This window comes from Nocardioides sp. NPDC087217, assembly GCF_044744805.1.
Taxonomy (GTDB): Bacteria; Actinomycetota; Actinomycetes; order Propionibacteriales; family Nocardioidaceae; genus Nocardioides.
Map to the genome: position 1 here is coordinate 313,999 of NZ_JBIUZB010000004.1, position 21,201 is coordinate 335,199.

20 protein-coding genes are annotated in these 21,201 nt (G+C 69.7%); 18 read left to right on the forward strand and 2 right to left on the reverse strand.

All coding sequences use genetic code 11. The features are described 5' to 3' along the window. Positions 1-63: 63 nt before the first annotated feature. From ACIO3S_RS19615 to groL, 5 genes are all read left to right on the forward strand, one after another. The gene (locus ACIO3S_RS19615; protein ID WP_400467190.1) at positions 64-630 is read left to right on the forward strand and encodes a hypothetical protein; all 567 of its coding nucleotides are present in this window, start codon (positions 64-66) and stop codon (positions 628-630) included. Then, on the forward strand, positions 627-1,793 hold the full coding sequence (locus ACIO3S_RS19620) for an efflux RND transporter periplasmic adaptor subunit (RefSeq protein WP_400467194.1): 1,167 nt from the start codon (positions 627-629) through the stop codon (positions 1,791-1,793). The genes ACIO3S_RS19615 and ACIO3S_RS19620 overlap by 4 nt, the downstream gene beginning before the upstream one ends. After that, the gene (locus ACIO3S_RS19625; RefSeq protein WP_400467197.1) at positions 1,786-2,475 is read left to right on the forward strand and encodes an ABC transporter ATP-binding protein; all 690 of its coding nucleotides are present in this window, start codon (positions 1,786-1,788) and stop codon (positions 2,473-2,475) included. Before ACIO3S_RS19620 ends, ACIO3S_RS19625 begins: the two co-directional genes overlap by 8 nt. Next, the gene (locus ACIO3S_RS19630; protein WP_400467200.1) at positions 2,472-3,683 is read left to right on the forward strand and encodes an ABC transporter permease; all 1,212 of its coding nucleotides are present in this window, start codon (positions 2,472-2,474) and stop codon (positions 3,681-3,683) included. The genes ACIO3S_RS19625 and ACIO3S_RS19630 overlap by 4 nt, the downstream gene beginning before the upstream one ends. A gap of 207 nt (positions 3,684-3,890) precedes the next feature. After that, a complete protein-coding gene (gene groL / locus ACIO3S_RS19635; RefSeq protein WP_160026878.1) occupies positions 3,891-5,525 on the forward strand; it encodes a chaperonin GroEL in 1,635 nt (544 codons plus the stop codon). Positions 5,526-5,666: 141 nt separating this feature from the next. Here the strand turns inward: groL and ACIO3S_RS19640 are convergent, their stop codons facing one another. Continuing rightward, positions 5,667-6,143: an RNA polymerase sigma factor gene (locus tag ACIO3S_RS19640; protein ID WP_400467203.1), complete on the reverse strand. Its 477-nt coding sequence runs from the start codon at positions 6,141-6,143 to the stop codon at positions 5,667-5,669. Between the two features lie 71 nt (positions 6,144-6,214). Here ACIO3S_RS19640 and ACIO3S_RS19645 point away from each other — a divergent pair, with 71 nt between their 5' ends. The 6 genes from ACIO3S_RS19645 to ACIO3S_RS19670 all read left to right on the forward strand — a co-directional run bounded on the left by ACIO3S_RS19645 (position 6,215) and on the right by ACIO3S_RS19670 (position 11,955). Further along, positions 6,215-7,246: an alpha/beta hydrolase family protein gene (locus ACIO3S_RS19645; RefSeq protein ID WP_400467206.1), complete on the forward strand. Its 1,032-nt coding sequence runs from the start codon at positions 6,215-6,217 to the stop codon at positions 7,244-7,246. Between the two features lie 288 nt (positions 7,247-7,534). Then, on the forward strand, positions 7,535-8,110 hold the full coding sequence (locus ACIO3S_RS19650; RefSeq protein WP_400467209.1) for a hypothetical protein: 576 nt from the start codon (positions 7,535-7,537) through the stop codon (positions 8,108-8,110). A gap of 10 nt (positions 8,111-8,120) precedes the next feature. After that, on the forward strand, positions 8,121-8,651 hold the full coding sequence (locus ACIO3S_RS19655) for an NTP transferase domain-containing protein (RefSeq protein WP_400467212.1): 531 nt from the start codon (positions 8,121-8,123) through the stop codon (positions 8,649-8,651). 130 nt (positions 8,652-8,781) lie between these two features. After that, positions 8,782-9,663 (forward strand): AAA family ATPase, encoded by an 882-nt coding sequence (locus ACIO3S_RS19660; protein WP_400467215.1) that lies wholly within the window; start codon positions 8,782-8,784, stop codon positions 9,661-9,663. A gap of 128 nt (positions 9,664-9,791) precedes the next feature. Then, positions 9,792-10,832: a VWA domain-containing protein gene (locus ACIO3S_RS19665; protein WP_400467218.1), complete on the forward strand. Its 1,041-nt coding sequence runs from the start codon at positions 9,792-9,794 to the stop codon at positions 10,830-10,832. Next, positions 10,825-11,955 (forward strand): XdhC family protein, encoded by a 1,131-nt coding sequence (locus ACIO3S_RS19670; RefSeq protein ID WP_400467221.1) that lies wholly within the window; start codon positions 10,825-10,827, stop codon positions 11,953-11,955. Before ACIO3S_RS19665 ends, ACIO3S_RS19670 begins: the two co-directional genes overlap by 8 nt. Before the next feature lie 19 nt (positions 11,956-11,974). Here the strand turns inward: ACIO3S_RS19670 and ACIO3S_RS19675 are convergent, their stop codons facing one another. Then, complete coding sequence (locus ACIO3S_RS19675; RefSeq protein WP_350715512.1) at positions 11,975-12,433, reverse strand: GNAT family N-acetyltransferase; 459 nt, start codon at positions 12,431-12,433, stop codon at positions 11,975-11,977. 151 nt (positions 12,434-12,584) lie between these two features. On the opposite strand from ACIO3S_RS19675, the gene ACIO3S_RS19680 reads away from it, so the two are divergent. From ACIO3S_RS19680 to ACIO3S_RS19710, 7 genes are all read left to right on the forward strand, one after another. Next, positions 12,585-13,811 carry a transcriptional regulator gene (locus ACIO3S_RS19680; RefSeq protein WP_400467224.1) on the forward strand — a complete coding sequence of 409 codons (1,227 nt, stop codon included), beginning with the start codon at positions 12,585-12,587 and terminating at the stop codon, positions 13,809-13,811. A 114-nt stretch (positions 13,812-13,925) separates the two neighbouring features. Then, on the forward strand, positions 13,926-14,441 hold the full coding sequence (locus ACIO3S_RS19685) for a (2Fe-2S)-binding protein (protein ID WP_350660796.1): 516 nt from the start codon (positions 13,926-13,928) through the stop codon (positions 14,439-14,441). Continuing rightward, the gene (locus ACIO3S_RS19690; RefSeq protein ID WP_400467227.1) at positions 14,438-16,915 is read left to right on the forward strand and encodes a xanthine dehydrogenase family protein molybdopterin-binding subunit; all 2,478 of its coding nucleotides are present in this window, start codon (positions 14,438-14,440) and stop codon (positions 16,913-16,915) included. The genes ACIO3S_RS19685 and ACIO3S_RS19690 overlap by 4 nt, the downstream gene beginning before the upstream one ends. Then, positions 16,912-17,766, forward strand: coding sequence for a xanthine dehydrogenase family protein subunit M (locus tag ACIO3S_RS19695; protein ID WP_160026898.1), 855 nt, complete (start codon positions 16,912-16,914; stop codon positions 17,764-17,766). The genes ACIO3S_RS19690 and ACIO3S_RS19695 overlap by 4 nt, the downstream gene beginning before the upstream one ends. Before the next feature lie 3 nt (positions 17,767-17,769). Continuing rightward, positions 17,770-18,459, forward strand: coding sequence for an SRPBCC family protein (locus ACIO3S_RS19700; RefSeq protein ID WP_400467230.1), 690 nt, complete (start codon positions 17,770-17,772; stop codon positions 18,457-18,459). 126 nt (positions 18,460-18,585) lie between these two features. After that, the gene (locus ACIO3S_RS19705; RefSeq protein WP_400467233.1) at positions 18,586-20,067 is read left to right on the forward strand and encodes a flavin-containing monooxygenase; all 1,482 of its coding nucleotides are present in this window, start codon (positions 18,586-18,588) and stop codon (positions 20,065-20,067) included. 164 nt (positions 20,068-20,231) lie between these two features. Beyond that, entirely contained in the window at positions 20,232-21,200 is a 969-nt protein-coding gene (locus tag ACIO3S_RS19710; RefSeq protein WP_400467236.1) for an AraC family transcriptional regulator, read from the forward strand. Position 21,201: the final 1 nt, after the last annotated feature.

The window sequence follows — 21,201 nt, forward strand, 5'->3', positions numbered from 1 at the left end:
CCTAGCGTCGCCCTCATTCGGAGGACGGATCCGAAGGACGGATGAGACGACCAGGAGGACGAGATGCGACGGATGACCGTGGCGATCGGTGCCGCGTTGTTGGCGATCACGCTGGCTGCGTGCGGCGGCGTCGACGACGGTGGCGTGGCCACCCTCAGCGACAAGGACGCCGACAGCTCGGCGAGCCCCTCGGCGAACGCCGAGGACGTCGAGCAGCAGTGGCTCGACTTCGCGGCCTGCATGCGGGAGAACGGCGTGGACATGCCCGACCCGGAGTTCACCGAGGACGGCGGCGTGCGGATCCAGGGGCAGGGCGGCAAGGGTGCGATGCCCGACCCCGAGGTCCGCGACAAGGCGATGAAGGCGTGCGAGGACAAGCGTCCCGAGGGCGGCATCGGCGGTCCGCGTGACCCCGAGGAGGTCCAGGAGATGCAGGACCGGGTGCTCGAGTTCGCCGCGTGCATGCGGGAGAACGGCGTGAACGTGCCCGACCCGGACTTCAGCGGCGGCGGCGTGATGATGCGGATGCCCGAGGGCATCGACCCCGAGGACCCGAAGGTGCAGGCCGCGCAGAAGAAGTGTGCCGAGGAGTCCGGCATGGACGAGATGCGGAAGGGCGGTTCCCAGTGAGCGCCACCCAGAAAGACGTCGACACCGAGACCAACGCCCCGGGGACAGCGCCGGAACCGAGGCCGGCCGGGTCCCGTCCGCCGCGTCGCCGCGGCCGGGGCCGGACGGTGCTGGTCGGCGCCACCGCGCTGCTGGTGGTCACCGGGCTCGGGGTCGCCGGCTTCGCGGGCTACACCCGCCTCCTCGCCCCTGCCGAGGGGGCCGCGGAGGAGGCGCCGGCCTCGAGCACGGCGACCGTGGAGCGGCGTACCCTCGCCGACACCGAGCAGGTCAGCGGCACGCTGGAGTACGACGACTCCTTCGACGTCGTCAGCTCTGCCCAGGGCACGCTCACCGAGCTGCCGGAGGAGGGCAGCGTCCTCGAGCAGGGGGACGTGGCGTACCGCGTCGACGACGTGCCGGTCATCCTGCTCACCGGCGCCACCCCGATGTGGCGGGCCCTCGACCTGGGCTCCGAGGACGCCAAGGACGTACGCCTCCTGGAACGCAACCTGAAGGAGATGGGCTACGACCCGGGCACCGTCGACAAGGACTTCACGGAGTCGACCCAGTCGGCCCTCTACGACTTCCAGTCCGACCACGGCCTGGAGGAGACCGGCACGACCGACCCGGCCGACTTCGTGATCACCCCGGGAAAGATCCGGATCGGGGCGCACAAGGCGACGCTCGGCCAGCAGGTCGGACCGGGCGGTGGCGCGGGGCTCTACCAGGCCGCCAGCACCGACCAGGTCGTCGCGGTCGGTCTCGACCCCGACTCCGAGGCGCTCGCCAAGGTCGGTGCCGCGGCGACCGTGACCCTGCCCAGCGGCAAGGAGGCGAAGGCGAAGATCACCTCGGTCGGCGCTCTGGAGCAGTCGACGGGCAACGAGGGCGAGACGACCTCGGTCATCCCGATCACCCTCACCCTCGATGATCCGAAGCTCGCCGAGGGGATGAGCCTGGCCACCGTGTCGGTCGACCTGACCAGCGAGACGAAGAAGGACGCCCTGGCGGTGCCGGTCACGGCCCTGGTCGCTCTGGCCGAGGGCGGGTTCGGTGCCCAGCTGGTCACCGAAGACACCGAGAAGCTCACCGGTGTCGAGGTCGGGCTCTACGCCGACGGCTACGTCGAGATCACCGCCGGGCTGGCCGAGGGCGACACCGTGGCGGTGCCCGATGAGTGAGCGCACGAGCGTCCTGGAGATGCGCGACGTCCGCAAGAGCTACGGGGACCTGGAGGTCCTCCATGGCGTGAACCTGCAGGTCAGAGCGGGGGATCAGGTCGCCATCGTCGGCCCCTCCGGGTCGGGGAAGTCGACCCTGCTGCACATCGTCGGCACCCTGGAGCGTCCCACGAGCGGAGCGGTGGTGATCGACGGGTACGACACCACCGAGCTCTCCGAGGCCGAGCTGGCCGGGCTGCGCTCACACCGTGTCGGGTTCGTCTTCCAGAGCTTCCACCTGATCGACGGTCTCTCCGCGACCGAGAACGTCGCCCAGGGCCTCCTCTACAGCGGCGTACGCCGCCCCGAGCGCATCCGCCGGGCTCGCGAGGTCCTGGAGCGGGTGGGCCTCGGCCATCGGCTCGACCACGACCCGCGGATCCTCTCCGGCGGCGAGCGACAGCGGGTCGCGGTCGCGCGGGCGCTGCTCAACCGGCCGGCCATCGTCTTCGCCGACGAGCCCACCGGCAACCTGGACAGCCACTCCGGCGAGGAGGTGCTCAACCTCTTCGACGAGCTTCACCGTGACGGCACCACGATCGTGGTGATCACCCACGAGCACGAGGTAGCCGCCCGGATGGCCCGTCAGGTCGAGATCCGTGACGGCCTGATCACGCACGACTCCCAGGTGGTGGCGGCATGAGCGGACGACGTACTCGGGTCGAGCCGTCCCGGGTCTCGATCGCCGACCAGGCCCGCGCCGGCGGCCGCGCGCTGCGGGCGCGCAAGCTGCGCAGCCTGCTGTCCGCCTTCGGCATCGCGATCGGCGTGGCGACCGTCGTGGCCGTGCTCGGCATCTCCCGCTCGTCCCAGGCCGACCTGCTCGAGCAGCTGGACTCGCTGGGGACCAACCTGCTGGAGGCCAAGGCCGGGGAGGGGTTCGGGATGGGCGGTGACACCGCGATGCCCCAGAGCGCAGCCACCCAGGCGCGCAACATCGAGCCCGTCGAGGACGTCGCCCAGGTCACCGACCTGTCGACCGTTCCGCTGCGCAGCTCGCTGGCCGACCCCTACCGCACGAACGGACTCTCGGCGAAGGCCGCCACCCCCGACACCCTCGCCACTCTCGCGGGAGAGATGGCCGAGGGCCGGTTCCTCGACGCAGCGGTCGACGACTTCCCGGTCGTCGTGCTGGGATCGGTCGCCGCGGAACGGCTCGGGATCACCTCGGTCGGGAGCGGGGTCTCGGTCTGGATGGACGGACGGGCCTGGCAGGTCGTCGGCATCATGGAGCCGCTGCCGCTCTCCCCGGACCTGGACCGGGCGGCCCTCGTCGGCTACGACGCCGCGGAGGTCTATCTCGACGACGAGCTGGACCCCTCGCTGCTCTACGTGCGTACGGCTCCGGACGCGGTCGACGCGGTCAGCGGCGTACTCGCGGCTCAGGTCAATCCCGAGGCGCCCGAGAACGTCGACGTCTCGCGGCCCTCCGACGTGATCGCCGCCAAGGCGGCGGCCGAGGACGCCTTCACCTCGCTCTTCCTGGGCCTGGGTGCGGTCGCTCTGCTGGTCGGCGCGGTCGGCACGGCCAACGTCATGGTGATGTCGGTGCTCGAACGGCGCCGCGAGATAGGCCTGCGCCGCGCACTGGGTGCCACCGGACGCCACATCCGTACGCAGTTCCTGGTCGAGGCGGTGCTGCTCTCCCTGGCCGGCGGGGTACTGGGGGTGCTGGCCGGCGCCGCGGTCACCTTCGGGTACGCCCGGTGGAAGGCGATCACCTTCGCGATGCCACCGGAGTCGGTCGGCTACGGCCTGGCCGCGGCGCTCCTCATCGGCATTCTGGCGGGCGTCTACCCGGCCGCGAGAGCCGCGCGGCTCTCGCCGACAGAGGCGTTGCGAGCGGCATGACCGGCACCCGTCGGCGCTTGCACTCGCAGGGGTCGAGTGCTAAACATGAGGCTGGCACTCTTACCATGAGAGTGACAACAACCGGACCGGTGACGTTGAGGCGTCGCGAGCGGCAGGGAAGGGTTCTGCCGGGAGTGGCGTCGTCCGTCGCGGGCAACCCATCGGACCGGATCCAACGAACTTCCCAAGTGAAGGATCGCAGGAGCAATGCCGAAGCTCATCGCTTTCAACGAGGAGGCCCGTCGGGGTCTGGAGAAGGGTCTCAACACCCTCGCCGACGCCGTCAAGGTCACCCTCGGTCCCAAGGGCCGCAATGTCGTGCTCGAGAAGAAGTGGGGTGCCCCCACGATCACCAACGATGGTGTTTCCATCGCCAAGGAGATCGAGCTCGAGGACCCCTACGAGAAGATCGGTGCCGAGCTGGTCAAGGAGGTCGCGAAGAAGACCGACGACGTCGCCGGTGACGGCACGACGACCGCGACCGTTCTCGCCCAGGCGCTGGTCCGCGAGGGCCTGCGCAACGTCGCCGCGGGTGCCAACCCGGCCGGCCTGAAGCGCGGCATCGAGGCGGCCGTCGACGCCGTCTCCGAGCAGCTGCTCGCGCAGGCCAAGGACATCGAGACCAAGGAGCAGATCGCTGCTACCGCCTCGATCTCCGCTGCTGACACCACCGTCGGCGAGATCATCGCCGAGGCGATGGACAAGGTCGGCAAGGAAGGCGTCATCACCGTCGAGGAGTCGAACACCTTCGGGCTCGACCTCGAGCTGACCGAGGGTATGCGCTTCGACAAGGGCTACATCTCGGCCTACTTCGTGACCGACCCGGAGCGTATGGAGACCGTCCTCGACGACCCGTACATCCTGATCGTCAACTCGAAGATCTCCAGCGTCAAGGACCTGATCCCGGTCCTGGAGAAGGTCATGCAGACCGGCAAGCCGCTGGTCATCCTGGCCGAGGACGTCGACGGCGAGGCTCTCTCGACGCTGGTCGTCAACAAGATCAAGGGCACCTTCAAGTCCGTCGCCGTCAAGGCTCCGGGCTTCGGTGACCGCCGCAAGGCCATGCTGCAGGACATCGCGATCCTCACCGGTGGTCAGGTCATCTCCGAGGAGGTCGGCCTCTCCCTGGAGACCGCCGGCATCGAGCTGCTCGGCCAGGCCCGCAAGGTCGTCATCACCAAGGACGAGACCACCATCGTCGAGGGTTCGGGCGACCAGGGTCAGATCGAGGGCCGGGTCAACCAGATCCGCGCCGAGATCGAGAAGTCGGACTCCGACTACGACCGCGAGAAGCTCCAGGAGCGCCTCGCCAAGCTGGCCGGCGGCGTGGCCGTCATCAAGGTCGGCGCGGCCACCGAGGTCGAGCTCAAGGAGCGCAAGCACCGCATCGAGGACGCTGTCCGCAACGCCAAGGCTGCTGTCGAGGAGGGCATCCTCGCCGGCGGTGGTGTCGCGCTGATCCAGGCCGCCGCCGCTGCCTTCGAGAAGCTCGAGCTCGACGGCGACGAGGCCACCGGTGCCTCGATCGTCAAGGCCGCCATCTCGGCGCCGCTGAAGCAGATCGCCATCAACGCCGGCCTCGAGGGCGGCGTCGTGGCGGAGAAGGTCGCCGGCCTCCCGCAGGGCCATGGCCTCAACGCCGCCACGGGTGAGTACGTCGACCTGCTGGCCGCGGGCATCATCGACCCGGCCAAGGTGACCCGCTCGGCGCTGCAGAACGCCGCGTCGATCGCCGCGCTGTTCCTCACCACCGAGGCCGTCGTGGCCGACAAGCCGGAGAAGGCCGCCGCTGGTGGCGACCCGACCGGTGGCATGGGTGACATGGGCGGCATGGGCTTCTGAGTCCGTCCCGCTAGCGCCACAAGAGGGCCTCTCCTTCGGGAGGGGCCCTCTTTCGCGTCTGGCAGCAGGTAGTCCGAGACGTTCCCGCCCCTCTACTTACGAGTAATAGGCCGGAACGTCTCGGACTACGTGAGCCTCGGCTCAGGAAGCCGGCAGCCAGGCGATTCGCAGGCCGGCCAGGCCGTCGACGGCGACCAGCTCCATCAGCGCTCGGTCGCGGCGCGGCAGGGACGCCAAGGCGTCGTAGAGCCGGCGCGACTCGCGGGCCGAGTCGATCCGGGACTCGATCGCGGCCAACGAGTCCGGGTCGAGAAGCCGGCGGCCGGCGACGCGACGTACGACTTCCTTATCCTTCTTCTGGCGACGGAACTCGGTGGCGACCACGTTGCGGGCGACTCCGGTGAGCCACGCGGCGGGGGTGTCGCGGTCGGCTCGGTAGGAGGATGCGGCGTCGATCGCGGCGAGGAACACCTCGGCGGTCAGGTCCGCGGCCAGGTGCGGGTCGGTGACCCGTCTGGCCACGAACCGTTGCACGAGATCGAGGTGCTCGCGGTAGAACGTCTCGAACGCATCGGGATCCTCGCCGATCCGTCCGACGTCCGTCTCTGGTGTGCTCATGTCTCCTCTTGGATCCTGGCGCTCGCGACGTTACAGACTGGGATCTCGGAGGCCGGGCTACTCTCGATGGCATGAGCCCGAAGGCGATGGCGGCGCTGGCGATCTCGGCCGTGCTTCTCGCCGGGTGTGGTGGTGAGCCGACCGCCGCGCCGTCGTCTCGGGCAGCGAGCCCGACGACCTCGTCGGCGCCTGCGACGCCGTCACCGAGCCCGTCGGAGACGCTGCCGCCGGTGACCGACAAGGTCTCGCTCCCGCAGCTGATGCGGGAGGACTTCCCGGGCGGGGAGGTGAAGGTGCTGCGGGAGTCGAGGAGCACGGATGCCTACCGGCGCTTCGAGGTCAGCTACCCGAGCGGTCCGCTGACGATCACCGGGGTGCTCTTCCGGCCGCGGGGCGCCGGGCCGTTCCCCGGAGTCGTCTTCGCGCACGGCCACATCGACACCGACATCTACGTCACCGGTCAAGGGCTGATGCGCGAGCAGGACCGGTTGGCGCGGGAGGGCTACGTCGTCCTGCACACCGACTACCGCGGCCACGCCGGATCGTCCCCCATCCCGGAAGGAACCGAGGAGGACGAGAGCCGGCTCGGCTACACCCGGGACACCATCAACGCCGTCCAGGCGATGAAGCGACTTCCGTACGTCGACCCCGACCGCACCGCGCTGCTCGGCCGCTCCATGGGCGGGGGAGTGGTGATGAACGCGCTGGTCGCACAGCCGGGGCTGGTGCGGGCAGGGGTGACGTACGCGTCGGTCTCCTCCGACATCGTCGACAACATCAACCGGTGGGCGGTGCCGTCGCGGCCCGACGAGGTGGCCCGGCTCTACCGGCAGTACGGCGATCCCGAGACGGAGCCGGAGTTCTGGGATGGGCTGTCGTCGCGGACGTACTTCGATCGCATCGAGGTCCCGGTCCAGATGCATCACGGGACCAATGACGAGTCCTGCCCGATCCGTTGGGCCTACACCACCCGGGACCTGATGGAGACCGCAGGTGTGCGCCAGCGGCTGTGGGTCTACCCAGGGGAGCAGCACGCCTTCGGGCCGCAGTGGGACCTCTCGATCCGGCGGGTCATCGGGTTCCTAGATCGTCATCTGGCATGACCTGACCAGGCGATCAGGAGGGGCCCAGCGGTCCCATCCTTTTGGGGACTTTCGACACTGTCTCGACAACAGCTCGGTAACGCAACATTGGTGCTCCACACAGTGGCCGACTGCGGGGAAGCGTCTGGATCTGGGGGGCTTTGAAGCCCAAGGGAATATCCGGGTGAAGTTCTGCAGCGGCGGGCGGGGTCAGGGCTCTTCGAAGCCAGGGCCCCGCCTGCGTGTGTCAACGTGCGGGCGGCTGGCGGGGTCCACGGCTGGCACCCAGTGATGAGGCATGATGTTGGCATGAGCGTCGACCTCGGACCGAAGACCGGGATGCAGCCGCCGCGGTCACCGTGGCGTTGGGTCGCAGCCGTGATCGCCGCCGCGGTCGTGCTCGTCGCGATCGTCGCCTCCTTCGGTCTGCTCAGCTCCGACGACACTGCTGAGGACCCCGATGCCGCACCTCCGTCGCCGACCGCGACGGTCACCGAGACTGCGCCGGTCCCCTCGTCATCCGCTCCTGCGGGAGGCGCCGGGGCGACCGAGCTGACGGTCGTCGCGGACGCCGCCCGATGCATCCCGCCGACCTCGAAGTGGCTCTCCCAGAACGCCGCGCTCGCCTTCGAGGGCACCGCGGAGAGCGTGACCGAGAGCGAGGCCGTGCTGCGGGTGAAGACGTGGATGTACGCGGACGGCGTCGGTGGCACCGACACCGTACGGATCACGCTGCCCGCGCCGACCACGATCCCGATGCCCGAGTTCGAGAAGGGCAAGAACTACCTCGTCGCGGCCAAGGGTGATGCCAAGGTCATCGGCTGCGGCTACAGCGACGTCAAGAGCGCGAAGCTGCAGAAGCTCTACACCGCCGCGTTCAAGTGACGCGCGGCGGATGATCGCGGGCGTACTGCTGGCTGCCGGCGCCGGTCGGCGGATGGGCATGCCCAAGGCGCTGGTCGACGACTGGCTGGTGCGGTCGATCGAGGTGCTGCGTGAGGGCGGCTGTGACGACGTACTCGTCGTGCTCGGAGCCGCCGCCGACGAGGCCCGAGCACGGCTCCCGGAAGGGCAGCGGGTCGTCGTGGCCGACGACTGGGACTCGGGGATGGGCGCTTCGCTGAGGGTCGGCTTGGAGGCCCTCGGACCGGACGTCGAGGCTGCTGTGGTTCATCTGGTCGACCTGCCGGACGTCGGGGCGGACGTGGTGGCTCGAGTGGTCTCGACAGACTCGACCACGGGGCTGGCACGGGCGACGTACGCCGGGGTTCCGGGTCACCCGGTGCTGATCGGGCGGCGCCACTGGGCCGGGGTCATCGAGGCGGCGGTCGGCGACCAGGGCGCCCGCGGCTATCTGGGCACCCACGACGTACGTCTGGTGGAGTGCGGCGACCTGGCAGGCGGGAACGACGTCGACCGCCGCTGAGCGGCGACGGCGGGGTAGTCCGGTAGCGAACTGCCTATTACTCGCCAGTAAATGGGCAGTTCGCTACCGGACTACCCCGGACACCCCCGCCCAACCACGAACCAACGACACCCGCTCTACGCTGAGGAGCATGGAGTCACTGACGCCTCAGGAGATCGCTGACCGCCTGGCGGCGACCGGATACCTGGCCGACCCGGAGCTGGCGACGGTGACGTTTCTCGCGCTGAGGATGCAGCGACCGCTGCTGCTCGAGGGTGAGCCCGGGACCGGGAAGACCGCACTCGCGGAGGCCGTCGCCGAGGCGCTCGACCTGCCGCTGGTGAGGCTGCAGTGCTACGAGGGGATCGACGCCACCCAGGCGCTCTACGACTGGGACTTCGCCCGCCAGATCCTGCACCTGCGTGCCTTGGAGGCCGCCGGAGGCGCGGGGGAGGTGGAGGAGGCCGAGAAGTCCCTCTACGACGAGCGGTTCCTGCTCGCCCGCCCGGTGCTGGCCGCGCTGCGCCAGGCTCCGTCGGTGCTGCTCGTCGACGAGGTCGATCGCGCCGACGACGAGTTCGAGGCGTTCCTGCTCGAGGTGCTGTCCACCTACCAGGTGACGATCCCGGAGTTCGGGACCGTAGCCGCGACGGTCCCACCCGTCGTCGTGCTCACCTCCAACCGCACCCGCGAGCTCCACGACGCCCTCAAGCGCCGCTGCCTCTACCACTGGATCGACCACCCGGGCCTGGCCCGCGAGATCGAGATCGTACGCAGCCGGGCTCCCGAGGTCGCCGACGAGCTTGCCCGCCAAGTGGTCACCGTCGTCCAGCAGCTGCGCGGCGCCGAGGGTGCGAACGCTCTGCTCAAGCCCCCAGGCGTCGCCGAGACCCTTGACTGGGCCCGCGCCCTGCACCACCTCGGAGTCGCCGAGATGGACCTGGAGAGCGCCGCCGCCACCCTCGGCGCGCTCGTCAAGCACCGCGAGGACGCCGACCGCGTCCGGGCAGCACTGGACCGGCTGCTGACGTGAGCGACTTCTCTGGCAAAACTGGCACTTCTCAGGCAATGCAACACCGGAGAAGTGCAGGAATACCCGGTGAACCGGGTATTCCGACCGCGATCTTCCTCGGCTTCACCCGAGCGCTCAGAGCGGCCGGGGTGCAGGTGACCCAGGACCGCGCCCACGGCTTCCTGCAGGCGACCGCGATCGTCGGCGCCGGCGACCCGACCGCCACCTACACGGCCGGACGGGCCACGCTGTGCGCCGGCCCGGACGACCTGCGCCGCTACGACCAGGTCTTCGAGGCCTGGTTCGGATCGACCGCGACGCTGCCGGGGCCGCAGGGGCCACCGCGTACGGTCTCGGTCACCTCGACGCTGCCCGAGACCGAGCCGCAGGAGGGCGAGGGAGAGGGCGAGGAGACCGACGACCTCATCAGGGCACGCGCCAGCGAGATCGAGACCCTGCGCCATCGCGACGTCGCCGACCTCGACCCGGCCGAGCAGGAGCGAGTAGGAGCACTCATCGCCCGGCTGCGGCCCCGGGCGCCGCGACGGAGGACGCCGCGGCAGGACCCCTGGCGGCGAGGGCGCGTCGACGCCCACCGCACCCTGCGGGCCAGCCTGCGACACCTCGGCGAGCCCGCCGGGATCCACTACCGCAGGCGTGGCGAGCGGCCGCGTCGGGTCGTATGGCTGATCGACGTGTCCGGGTCGATGAGCTCCTACGCCGACGTGCTGCTGCGAGTCGCCCATCGGGTGAGCTCGACGACCGGAAGCGGCGCGGTGTTCACCATGGGGACCAGGCTCACCAACGTCACTCGCGCGCTGCGCCATCGTGACCCCGACCGTGCGCTCGTCGCGGCCGGCGAGACGGTGCCCGACTGGTCGGGCGGGACCCGGCTCGGTGACAACCTGCAGGCGTTCCTGAGGCGACACCAGGGTCTGGCCAGAGGCGCGGTGGTGGTCATCGCGAGCGACGGCTGGGAGCGCGGCGACACCGCGCTCCTGGAGGAGCAGGCGGCGCGGCTGCATCGCCTCGCCCACCGCGTGGTGTGGGCCAACCCACACCGTGGCAAGGTTGGATATGAACCACTGCAGCGAGGCATCGTCGCGGTGCTGCCGCACGTGGACGACTTCGTCGCCGGACATTCCCTGGCGACGTACGAGGATCTGGTGGAGGTGATCGCGCGTGCGTGACGTACTCGACGATCTGATGAAGTGGTGGGAGTCCGGCGAGACCGTGGCGGTGGCCACCGTTGTGGCGACGTTCCAGTCTGCGCCCCGCCCGCCGGGAGCCTCGATGCTGGTAGGCCCGGACGAGACCGCGGTCGGCTCGGTCTCCGGTGGCTGTGTCGAGGGCGCCGTCTACGAGGTCGCCCGCGAGGTCGCCGAGACCGGCGTGCCGGAGCTCAACCGCTACGGCGTCTCCGACGACGACGCCTTCGCGGTCGGGCTGACCTGCGGCGGCATCCTCGACGTCTTCGTCGAGAAGGTGTCCCAGCAGACCTTCCCGGAGCTCGGCGAGCTCGCCGAGGACGTACGCAGCGGCAGCCCCGTCGCCCTGGCGACCGTCATCGAGCACCCCGACCCCGAGATCCTCGGGCGCCGCGTCCTCATCCGCCCCGAAGGGGTCAAGGGGTCGCTGGGCAGCGCCCGGATGGACGACGCCGTCCACGACGACGCGCTCGGCCTGCTCGCTCATGGCACCAACCAGACACTGTCCTATGGGATCGACGGCGAGCGCCGCGGCGAGGGCATGCGGGTCTTCGTCTGGTCGTTCGCGCCCAAGCCCCGGATGCTCGTCTTCGGCGCGATCGACTTCGCCGCCGCCGTGGCCAGGGTCGGTGCGTTCCTGGGCTACCACGTCACCGTCTGCGACGCCCGCCCCGTCTTCGCCACCAACTCGCGATTCCCCGAGGCCGATGAGGTCGTCGTCGACTGGCCCCACCGCTTCCTGACCCAGGAGGTCGAGGCCGGCCGCATCGATCAGCGCACAGTGATCGCCGTCCTCACCCACGACCCGAAGTTCGACGTACCTCTCCTCGAGGTCGCCCTCCGCCTCCCCGACATCGCCTACGTCGGCGCGATGGGCTCCCGCCGCACCCACGACGACCGTCTCGCCCGACTGGTCGACGCCGGTCTCACCGACGAGGAGATCGCCCGGCTGAGCAGCCCCATCGGCCTCGACCTCGGCGCCCGTACGCCGGAGGAGACCGCGATCTCCATCGCCGCTGAGATCATCGCCGGGCGCTGGGGCGGCTCCGGCGAGCGCCTGGCCACCACCGAGGGCCGCATCCACCAGGACGTGGAGTACCGCTGAGTGGGTGTCCGGGGCGGCTCTACAGCTCCTTCTCGTAGTAGAGTGCCCGCGGCCCGGAGCCGCGCCCCTCGTGGTTGTCGAAGCCGAACTTCTCGTACAGCGCACGGGCCGAGATGTCGTCCTCGCTCGTCCCCAGGTCCATGTACGTCGCGCCGCGGGCCTTCGCCTCGTCGATGATCGCCTGCAGCAGGATGGTGCCGAGGCCGTGCCCGCGGCGGTCGGGCACGATGTAGAGCTCGGCGAGGTAGGCCTCGAGCTCGTCGGCGGTGGTCTGCAGGCGGAAGCGGGTGATGCCGTGGCCGACCGCGGGGTCGCCCATCAGCATCACGGTCGTGTCCCCACCCTCGACGAGCCGGCTGAAGTGCCGGGCGAGCTCGTCGGCGGGCGGGGCGGGGTAGGCGTACTCGGTGTTGAAGTCGACCTGCAGTCTGGCCGCGGTCTCGAAGTCCGCCCAGGTCGTGGCTGTGCGCGTGGTCATGCACCCACTGTGACACCGCCGCCCGAACGCTGCGGCGCCCGTGATCGGAGAGAGTACGGAGCGGGTACCACCGAGGGGATCGTGAGGCACGTCACAGGGTGCTACCTTGGCAGAACCGAGCCTCAATGGGCCGAGCTCCAAAGGGGGAGTGATGGTTCGTAGCGATCTGCAGGAGCGCCGTATCAGCGCGGCGCGGGCGTGGACCGCCTTCGTGGAGAGCGGCGATGCCGCCGAGGACTTCGTCCGGCCCGAGATCCTGAGCAGCTGGACGCGCTCGGCGACGACCGTCAGGACGGACGTACGCGAGGCACCGCTGGCCGATGAGGACGAGACCCGGGAGATGTGGCGGGGGTCGCCGCTCCAGGTGGCGGTCGAGCGGGTCGAGGAGGAGTTGCGGTGCACCGCCGACGACGGTGACCTGGTCATCGCGGTGACCGACCCCGACACCCGGGTGCTGTGGACGTACGGCGGCCGGGTGATGCGGCGGAAGGCGGAGTCGGTCAACTTCGTGCCGGGCGGCCGCTGGGACGACGAGAGCGCCGGCACCAACGCACTCGACCTCGCCAACCGCACCAACTCGCCGTCGATGGTCTTCGGCCCCGAGCACTACGCCGAGGTCGTGCACAACTGGGTCTGCTGGGCCGCGCCGCTTCACGACCCGGTCACCGGCAAGCACCTCGGTGTCCTAGACCTCTCCACCACCTGGGACCGCACCCATCCGATCGGGCTGGCCACCGCCCGGGTGATGGCGCGGCTCATCGAGAGCGCACTGCCGAAGCTGCCGACCCAGCGTGACAGCGACGAGGCGATCGAGCAGCCGGGGCTGGTGCTGACGCTGCTCGGCACCGCCGAGACCTGGCTCGACGGGCAGCGGTTGCTGCTCAACCGTCGCCAGACCGAGATCCTCGCCCTGCTCGCGCTCCATCCCGAGGGCCTCTCGCTGGAGCGGCTGCACGCGATGGTCTACGGCGACCAGGCGGTCACCTTCTCCACGCTCAAGGCGGAGGTCTCCCACCTGCGCCACGCCCTCGGCGGCCAGGTCGCATCGAGGCCCTACCGCCTGCTGATGCCGGTCGCGACCGACGTCGAGCAGGTGCTCGCCCTGGTCCGCCACGGCCGGGTGGCCGCTGCTGTGGAGGCGTACGGCGGTGATCTTCTGCCCGGCACCAACAGCCCGGCGCTCGCCGAGATGGCCGAGTACGTCGCGGTCGCGCTGCGCGAGGCGCTGATCGCCGACCCGCAGCCCGACGCGGTGCTGAGCTACAGCGAGCTGGCTCCGTACGACACCGAGGTCGTCGACGTCTGTCTGCGCCACCTGGGCGGCAGCGCGCACCCCGCGTTGCCCCTGCTCAGGGCACGCTTGGCTGCCAGCCGCTGACCAAGAACGGGTACGCCGCCCGAGCAGCCAACCGGCGCCCAACCCTGCGCGTCCTACTGTGATCTGGCCCACACAGCTTTCCACTAGAACAGTGACGTCTGGCAGGGAGACAACATGGCCCGGATCAGCATGCGCGTCGACGGTATGAAGGTCACCGACGACGTCGAACCGCGAACGCTGCTCGTGCAGTACCTTCGCGAAGGACTCGGCAAGACCGGCACGGTGATCGGTTGCGACACCAGCAACTGTGGCGCCTGCACGGTCCATCTCGACGGTGACTCGGTGAAGTCGTGCAACGTGCTCGCGGTCCAGGCCGACGGGTGCGAGGTGACCACGATCGAGGGCCTCGCCGACACGGTCGAGAGCGACCTCCACCCGGTCCAGGAGGCGTTCCGTGAGTGCCACGGTCTGCAGTGCGGATTCTGCACGCCGGGCATGATCATGCAGTCCGTCGACCTGCTCAAGCGCAACCCGCAGCCCAGCGAGGAAGAGATCCGGGAGGGCATCGAGGGCAACCTGTGTCGCTGCACGGGCTACCACAACATCGTCCGCGCGGTGCAGTACGCCAGCGGCCACCTGGCCACGGCTGCCAGCCCCAAGGGCGCGACCGAGGAGGTGGACGCGCTGTGACCGCCGTAGAAGCTCGTCCGGAGCAGACCAACGAGATCGGCCGCGACCGCCGCCGCAAGGAGGACGCGCGCCTGATCACGGGACGGACGCGCTGGACCGACAACATCAACCTGCCCGGGATGCTGCACCTCGCGATGGTGCGCAGCCCGTTCGCGCACGCTCGGATCACCGGCATCGACACCAGCGCCGCGGAGGAGTCCGAGGGCGTGGTGACCGTGCTCGCCGCCAAGGACTTCGACGAGAGCCTCGGCGTCTGCATCAACGCCTGGCCGATCACGCCGGACCAGAAGACGCCGGCCCACCCGCCGGTCGCCACCGACCGGGTCACCTTCGCGGGTGAGATCGTCGCGGTCGTGGCCGCCCGGTCCGCAGCCGCTGCCCGGGACGCCGCCGAGATGGTCGAGGTCGACTACGAGGAGCTCCCCGCGGTCGTCTCCCTCGAGGAGGCGGTCAAGGACGAGGTGCTCGCGCACCCCGACCTCGGCACCAACAAGTCCGCCCTGTGGGTCTTCGACAGCGCCCAGGCCGGCACCGGTGGCAACGTCGACGAGGCGATCGCCTCCGCGAAGAGCGACGGCATCGTCATCGAGCGCACCTACCGCCAGCAGCGGCTGATCCCGGCGTTCATGGAGCCCCGCAGCGTGGTGTGCGACCCGACCGGTGAGCAGATCACGGTGTGGAGCGCCACCCAGATCCCGCACATCCTGCGGTTCGCGTTCGCCGCGACCACGGGCGTGCCCGAGTCGAAGATCCGGGTGATCGCGCCCGACGTCGGCGGTGGCTTCGGGGGCAAGCTCCAGCAGACGCCGGAGGAGATGATCGTCTTCGCGATGGCACGCCGGCTCGGCAAGCCGGTGAAGTACACCGAGACCCGCTCCGAGTCGCTGCTCTCCGCTCACCACGGGAGGGACCAGATCCAGAAGCTGACCCTCTCGGCCACGAAGGACGGCCAGGTCACCGGCCTCAAGGTCGAGCTCGACGCCAACCTGGGGGCGTACGTCGCCATCGTCGGCGGCGGTGTCCCGGTCCTCGGCGCCTTCATGTTCAACGCGATCTACAAGTTCCCGGCCTACCAGTTCAACTGCCAGACGGTGTTCACCAACACCACCTGGACCGACGCCTACCGCGGCGCCGGGCGGCCGGAGGCGACGTACGCCATCGAGCGGCTGATGGACGAGCTGGCCGCCGAGGTCGGGGTCGACCCGCTCGAGATCCGGGAGAAGAACTGGATCAAGCACGAGGAGTTCCCGTTCACGACCATCGCCGGTCTGACGTACGACTCCGGGAACTACGAGGCCGCGACCGCGAAGGCGAAGGAGATGTTCGGCTACGACGCGCTGCGGGCCGAGCAGGCCGAGCGCCGCGCCAACAACGACCCGGTCCAGCTCGGCATCGGCATCTCCACCTTCACCGAGATGTGTGGCCTGGCACCGTCCAGAGTCCTCGGCAGCCTCGACTACGGCGCCGGCGGCTGGGAGCACGCCCAGGTGCGACTGACGCCGACCGGCAAGGTCGAGGTCATCACCGGGGCCAGCGCCCACGGTCAGGGGCACGAGACCGCGTTCAGCCAGATCGTGGCGGACCGTCTCGGCGTAGCCTTCGAGGACGTCGAGGTGCTCCACGGCGACACCCAGATCGCGGCCAAGGGCTACGACACCTACGGATCCAGGTCGCTGGTCGTGGGTGGCGAGGCGCTGGTGCGAGCTGCCGACAAGGTGCTCGAGAAGGCCAAGCCGATCGCGGCCCACCTGCTCGAGGCGAGCGTCGACGACATGGAGTTCACCGGCGGCAGGTGGACGGTGCGCGGCACCGACCAGGGTATGTCCATCGGCGAGCTGTCCACGGCGGTCTTCGCCGCGCACAACCTGCCCGACGGCGTCGAGGCCAACCTCGACTCCGAGGCCACCTTCGACCCGGAGAACTTCAACTTCCCGCACGGGACCCACCTGTGCGCGATGGAGGTCGACACCGAGACCGGCCAAGTGAAGATGCGGAAGTACGTCTGCTGCGACGACATCGGCAACATCATCAACCCGCTCATCGTCGCAGGTCAGGTGCACGGTGGCCTGGTCCAGGGCATCGCTCAGGCGCTGTGGGAGGACGCCGTCTACGACGACGCCGGGACCCTGGTGTCGGGCTCGTTCGTCGACTACCTGCTGCCGACGGCCGCCGACACGATCAGCTTCGACATCGACCACACCACCTCGCCCTCGACCACCAACACGCTCGGCACCAAGGGCGTCGGCGAGGCCGGCACGATCGCCTCCACGCCCGCCGTGGTCAACGCGGTCGTCGACGCGCTGCGCCCGCTCGGTGTGCACGACGTGACCATGCCCTGCACGCCGGAACGGGTGTGGCGGGCGATCAACGAGGGCTCGGCCGGTGGCGAGACCACCGGCGCGGCCGCAGCACACTTCGATCCGTCGACGGGCATGTCCGGGAACGTCGACCGCACGGAAGGAGACGTCCAGTGATTCCCGCATCGTTCGACTACGTCGCCCCGACCACGGTCGAGGAGGCGCTGGCCGCCCTCGCACAGTACGGCGACGAGGCCAAGATCATCGCCGGCGGACAGAGCCTGCTGCCGGTGCTGAGGATGCGCCTCAACGCTCCGGAATGGGTCATCGACCTCGGTCGCATCGACTCGCTCCGCGGCGTACGCGACGAGGGAGAGTCGATCTTCGTCGGCGCCATGACGCGCCACTGTGACGTCGCGGCCGATCCTCTGGTCGCCGAGCACGCGGCCCTGGTCGCTCGTGCCACGGCGACGGTCGCCGACGAGCAGGTACGCCACCGCGGCACGTTCGGTGGCGCGCTCGCCCACGCCGACCCGGCGGGCGACCTCGGAGCCCCGGCCCTGGCCCTGGACGCCGAGTTCGTCATCGCCGGGCCGGCCGGGGAGCGGGTCGTCCCAGGTGCAGAGTTCTTCCAGGGGCTCTTCGAGACGGCCGTCTCCGAGGACGAGCTGCTCATCGGCGTACGCATCCCGAAGCACACCGGATGGACGGCCCACTACGAGAAGTTCGTCCGGGTCGCCCACCAGTGGCCGATCTGCGCGGTCGGCGCGACCCTCAAGGTCTCCGGCGGTGTGATCGAGGGCGCGGCGATCGGTCTCACCAACATGGGCTCGACCCCGTTGCGTGCCGCCGGCGTCGAGCAGGCGCTGGTCGGCCAGCAGGCCACCGAGGAGGTCGTACGCAACGCCGCGGCCCTGGCCGCGGACGGCGCCGAGCCGCCCTCCGACCTCAACGGCGACGCCGACTACCGGCGTCATCTGGTCACGGTGCTGACCCGGCGCGCCATCACGAAGGCCCTCGGGGGCTGAGGCGTGGACCTGACGCACGAGTTCACGGTTCCGACCTCGGTCGAGGAGACCTGGAACAGCTTCCTGGACATCGGCTCGATGGCCGAGTGCTTCCCGGGAGCCCAGGTCACCTCGGCCGAGGGCGACACCTTCACCGGCACGGTGAAGGTGAAGCTCGGCCCGATCGCCATGGTCTACGCCGGCTCCGGCACCTTCGTCGAGAAGGACGAGGCCGCTCGTCGTCTGGTCGTCGAGGCCAAGGGACGGGACAAGCGCGGCAACGGCACCGCCGGCGCCAACGCGACCTTGACGATGGCGCCGGAGGGCACCGGCACGAAGGTCGAGATCGTCACCGACCTCGCCGTCACCGGAAAGCCCGCCCAGTTCGGACGCGGGGTGATGCAGGATGTCTCCGACAAGCTTCTCGGCCAGTTCGTCGCGTGCCTGGAGCAGAAGTCGGCCCCGGCTGCGCCGGAGCCGCCTGCTGCGGAGGAGCCGTCGGGCGAAGGGATCGCTGAGCCCGCGAAGCCTGCGCCGACAGCTGAGTCGCCAGCACCGCAGGCACCGAGGCACGCGGCGACCAAACAGCCCGAGGCGCTCGACCTGGGCGCGACGGTCGTACCGGTGTTGATCAAGAACTACGGCAGGAAGATCGCCGTCGGGGTGGCCGTGATCGCGGCGGTGGTGATCGTCTACAAGCTCCTGCGGGGCTGAGGCCGGTCTGCGCGACGAATCCGTCGCGCAAACCGGATACCTCTCGCGCAACGTGGATAGCGGAGCGCTACGCGACCTCTCTAGCGTTTTGCGTACGCAGACCCTGCTGCGAGAGGAAACAGAAAAGTGAAGATCGCGGTCATCGGTGCCGGGTTCGCAGGCGTTGCCTCGGCGAAGGTGCTCACCGAGCTCGGTCATGACGTCACCGTCTACGAGAAGGCCCCGGATGTCGGCGGCGTCTGGAGCCGGACCCGTCGTTACCCGGGCCTGACGACGCAGAACAACAAGGACTCCTACACGCTCTCGGACCTGAGGATGCCGAAGGTGTTCCCCGAGTGGCTCAGTGGCGAGCAGGTGCAGAGCTACCTCGAGATGTACGTCGAGAAGTTCGAGCTCGCCCCGATGATCAGACTCTCCACCGAGGTGCGGAGTGCCCAGCCGGCTGGAGGGGGCGGCTGGGACATCGCCTTGGCGGGTGACGACGGCGAGACGACCGAGCATTACGACCATCTGGTCGTGGCCAGCGGCGTCTTCTCGGAGCCGTTCGCCCCCGCGTACGACGGGGTCGACGAGCTGGAGGCGGCCGGAGGCAAGATCCTCGCGGCGAGCGAGCTGCACGACCTGGAGACCGTCAACGGCAAGCACGTCCTGGTCGTCGGCTACGGGAAGTCGGCCTGCGACGTGGCCGTCGAGATCGCCAAGGAGGCGGCCTCGACCACCGTGGTCGCGCGCCAGCTGCTGTGGAAGATGCCCCGCAAGATCAAGGGCGTCCTCAACTACAAGTTGCTGCTGCTCACCCGCCTGGGGGAGGGGCTGTTCCCCTACCAGAGCATCCGCGGCGCCGAGAAGGCCCTGCACGCGGGGGGCTCGAAGATGGCCGGGTCGATGGTCGGCAGCGTCGAGTCGGTCACCACCAGCCAGCTCAAGCTGAAGAAGCTCGGGCTGCTGCCCAAGGGCCAGTTCACCGACATCGCCCGCTCGACGGTCTCGCTGGCCACCGAGGGCTTCTTCGAGGGTGTCGAGGCCGGGGACATCGCCGTCGAGCGCGACACCGAGATCGCCGCCTTCGTGACGAAGGACGGCAAGCCGTACGCCGAGCTCGCCAACGGGCGCGCGGTGCCCGCCGACGTCGTGGTGACCGCGACCGGGTTCAAGCAGGAGCTCCCGTTCTTCTCCGAGGAGATCCAGGACCAGCTCACCGACGACAACGGCGACTACCAGCTCTACCGCCAGATCCTTCCGCTGAGCGTGAAGGACCTGACCTTCGCCGGCTACAACTCCTCGTTCTTCTCGCCGCTCTCGGCCGAGATGAGCGCCGTCTGGATCGGCTCGCACCTCGGTGGCGGCCACGAGGTTCCGCCTGCGGAGGAGATGGAGGCCCATGTCACCGCGCGGCTGGCCTGGATGCGGGAGCGCACCGACGGCCACCACGCCCGCGGCACCAACATCATCCCGTTCTCGATGCACAACATCGACGAGGTTCTCGGTGACGTCGGCATCGACGTCAGCAAGCGGGTCAAGGCAGTGCAGTGGCTGCTGCCGATCGACCCGAAGGCGTACGCCTCCATCACTCCCAGGCTCGTGGAGAAGCTGGCAGCGAGGAGCTAGTACGGCGAGATGCCGGTTACTCCAGGGTGGGACCGGCATCTCGTTCGGGACCGGGTCAGGACCTCGGCTGGGACCTTAGACAGTGATTGGGCCGTGTTCGCGTTGACGCGGCGTCGGCTCCGCTACGCTCTTCGGTCAATCGAGCCACGCGCCAGGAGCCTCCATTGCCCCGTCCCCTGCTGGGCCGCCACACGGTTGTCGCCACCACTGACGTGGACCAGGCCAGAGAAGCCGTAGCCGAACGATTCTGTGCTCACTACCTTGCGCTGACCAAGGCCGGCTCCCACCTCGACATGGTGCACAACGCCGCGCCGCTGGGCGAGGACGTGATGCTCAACTACATGCGCTACGGCGACGAGGTGCGGATCACTCCCGGCACCTTCGACGACTTCTACCTGATCCAGCTCCCGTTGGCCGGCACCGCCAAGGTCAAAGTGGGGGAGCACGTCGTCCTCGCCGACCGCACCCGCGCCTCGATCGGCTCGCCGACCGAACCGGTCGACATGCTCTGGTCCGACGGCTGCGAGAAGCTGCAGGTCTACATCCGCCGCAGCGCCGTCGAGGAGGCGGCCGCGGGCATCGGCGGCTCCGGGCCGGTGGTCTTCGACCCCACGCTCGACCTCGGCCGGCCCGAGGTGCGCGACTGGCTGAAGATGGTGCGGCTGGCCTACGACAACGTCGAGGCCGGGGGCACGCTGATGAGCTCCCCGCTGGTGGCCGCGCCCTACGAGCAGGCGCTCATCGGGGGACTGCTGACGATCCAGGCCAACACGTCCCTCGAGATCGTCTCCGAGACCGGATCCACCACCATCTCCCGGGCCGTACGCATGGCCGTGGACCTCCTCGAGGCCCATCCCGAGCGCCCCTGGAAAGTCGCCGAGCTGGCCCAGAAGGTCGGCGTCTCCACCCGCACGCTGCAGGAGGCGTTCCAGCGCGACCTCGACACCACCCCGCTGGAGTACTGGCGGCGTACCCGGCTGGACCGTGCCCACTCGGACCTGCTCGCCGCGGACGCGACCGCCACCTCGGTCACCGAGATCGCTGCCCAGTGGGGCTTCTTCCACCTCGGACGGTTCTCCCAGGCGTACCGGGCGCAGTTCCAGGAGCTCCCGTCTCAGACGCTCATGCGCTGAG

What these genes read in the sequence shown, in the direction of transcription:
- ACIO3S_RS19615 (WP_400467190.1), top strand. Translation starts at nt 64, where the DNA reads ATGCGACGGATGACCGTGGCGATCGGTGCCGCGTTGTTGGCGATCACG.
- ACIO3S_RS19630 (WP_400467200.1), top strand. Translation starts at nt 2,472, where the DNA reads ATGAGCGGACGACGTACTCGGGTCGAGCCGTCCCGGGTCTCGATCGCC.
- ACIO3S_RS19625 (WP_400467197.1), top strand. Translation starts at nt 1,786, where the DNA reads ATGAGTGAGCGCACGAGCGTCCTGGAGATGCGCGACGTCCGCAAGAGC.
- ACIO3S_RS19660 (WP_400467215.1), top strand. Translation starts at nt 8,782, where the DNA reads ATGGAGTCACTGACGCCTCAGGAGATCGCTGACCGCCTGGCGGCGACC.
- ACIO3S_RS19685 (WP_350660796.1), top strand. Translation starts at nt 13,926, where the DNA reads ATGGCCCGGATCAGCATGCGCGTCGACGGTATGAAGGTCACCGACGAC.
- groL (WP_160026878.1), top strand. Translation starts at nt 3,891, where the DNA reads ATGCCGAAGCTCATCGCTTTCAACGAGGAGGCCCGTCGGGGTCTGGAG.
- ACIO3S_RS19675 (WP_350715512.1), bottom strand. Translation starts at nt 12,433, where the DNA reads ATGACCACGCGCACAGCCACGACCTGGGCGGACTTCGAGACCGCGGCC.
- ACIO3S_RS19655 (WP_400467212.1), top strand. Translation starts at nt 8,121, where the DNA reads ATGATCGCGGGCGTACTGCTGGCTGCCGGCGCCGGTCGGCGGATGGGC.
- ACIO3S_RS19680 (WP_400467224.1), top strand. Translation starts at nt 12,585, where the DNA reads ATGGTTCGTAGCGATCTGCAGGAGCGCCGTATCAGCGCGGCGCGGGCG.
- ACIO3S_RS19640 (WP_400467203.1), bottom strand. Translation starts at nt 6,143, where the DNA reads ATGAGCACACCAGAGACGGACGTCGGACGGATCGGCGAGGATCCCGAT.
- ACIO3S_RS19650 (WP_400467209.1), top strand. Translation starts at nt 7,535, where the DNA reads ATGAGCGTCGACCTCGGACCGAAGACCGGGATGCAGCCGCCGCGGTCA.
- ACIO3S_RS19645 (WP_400467206.1), top strand. Translation starts at nt 6,215, where the DNA reads ATGAGCCCGAAGGCGATGGCGGCGCTGGCGATCTCGGCCGTGCTTCTC.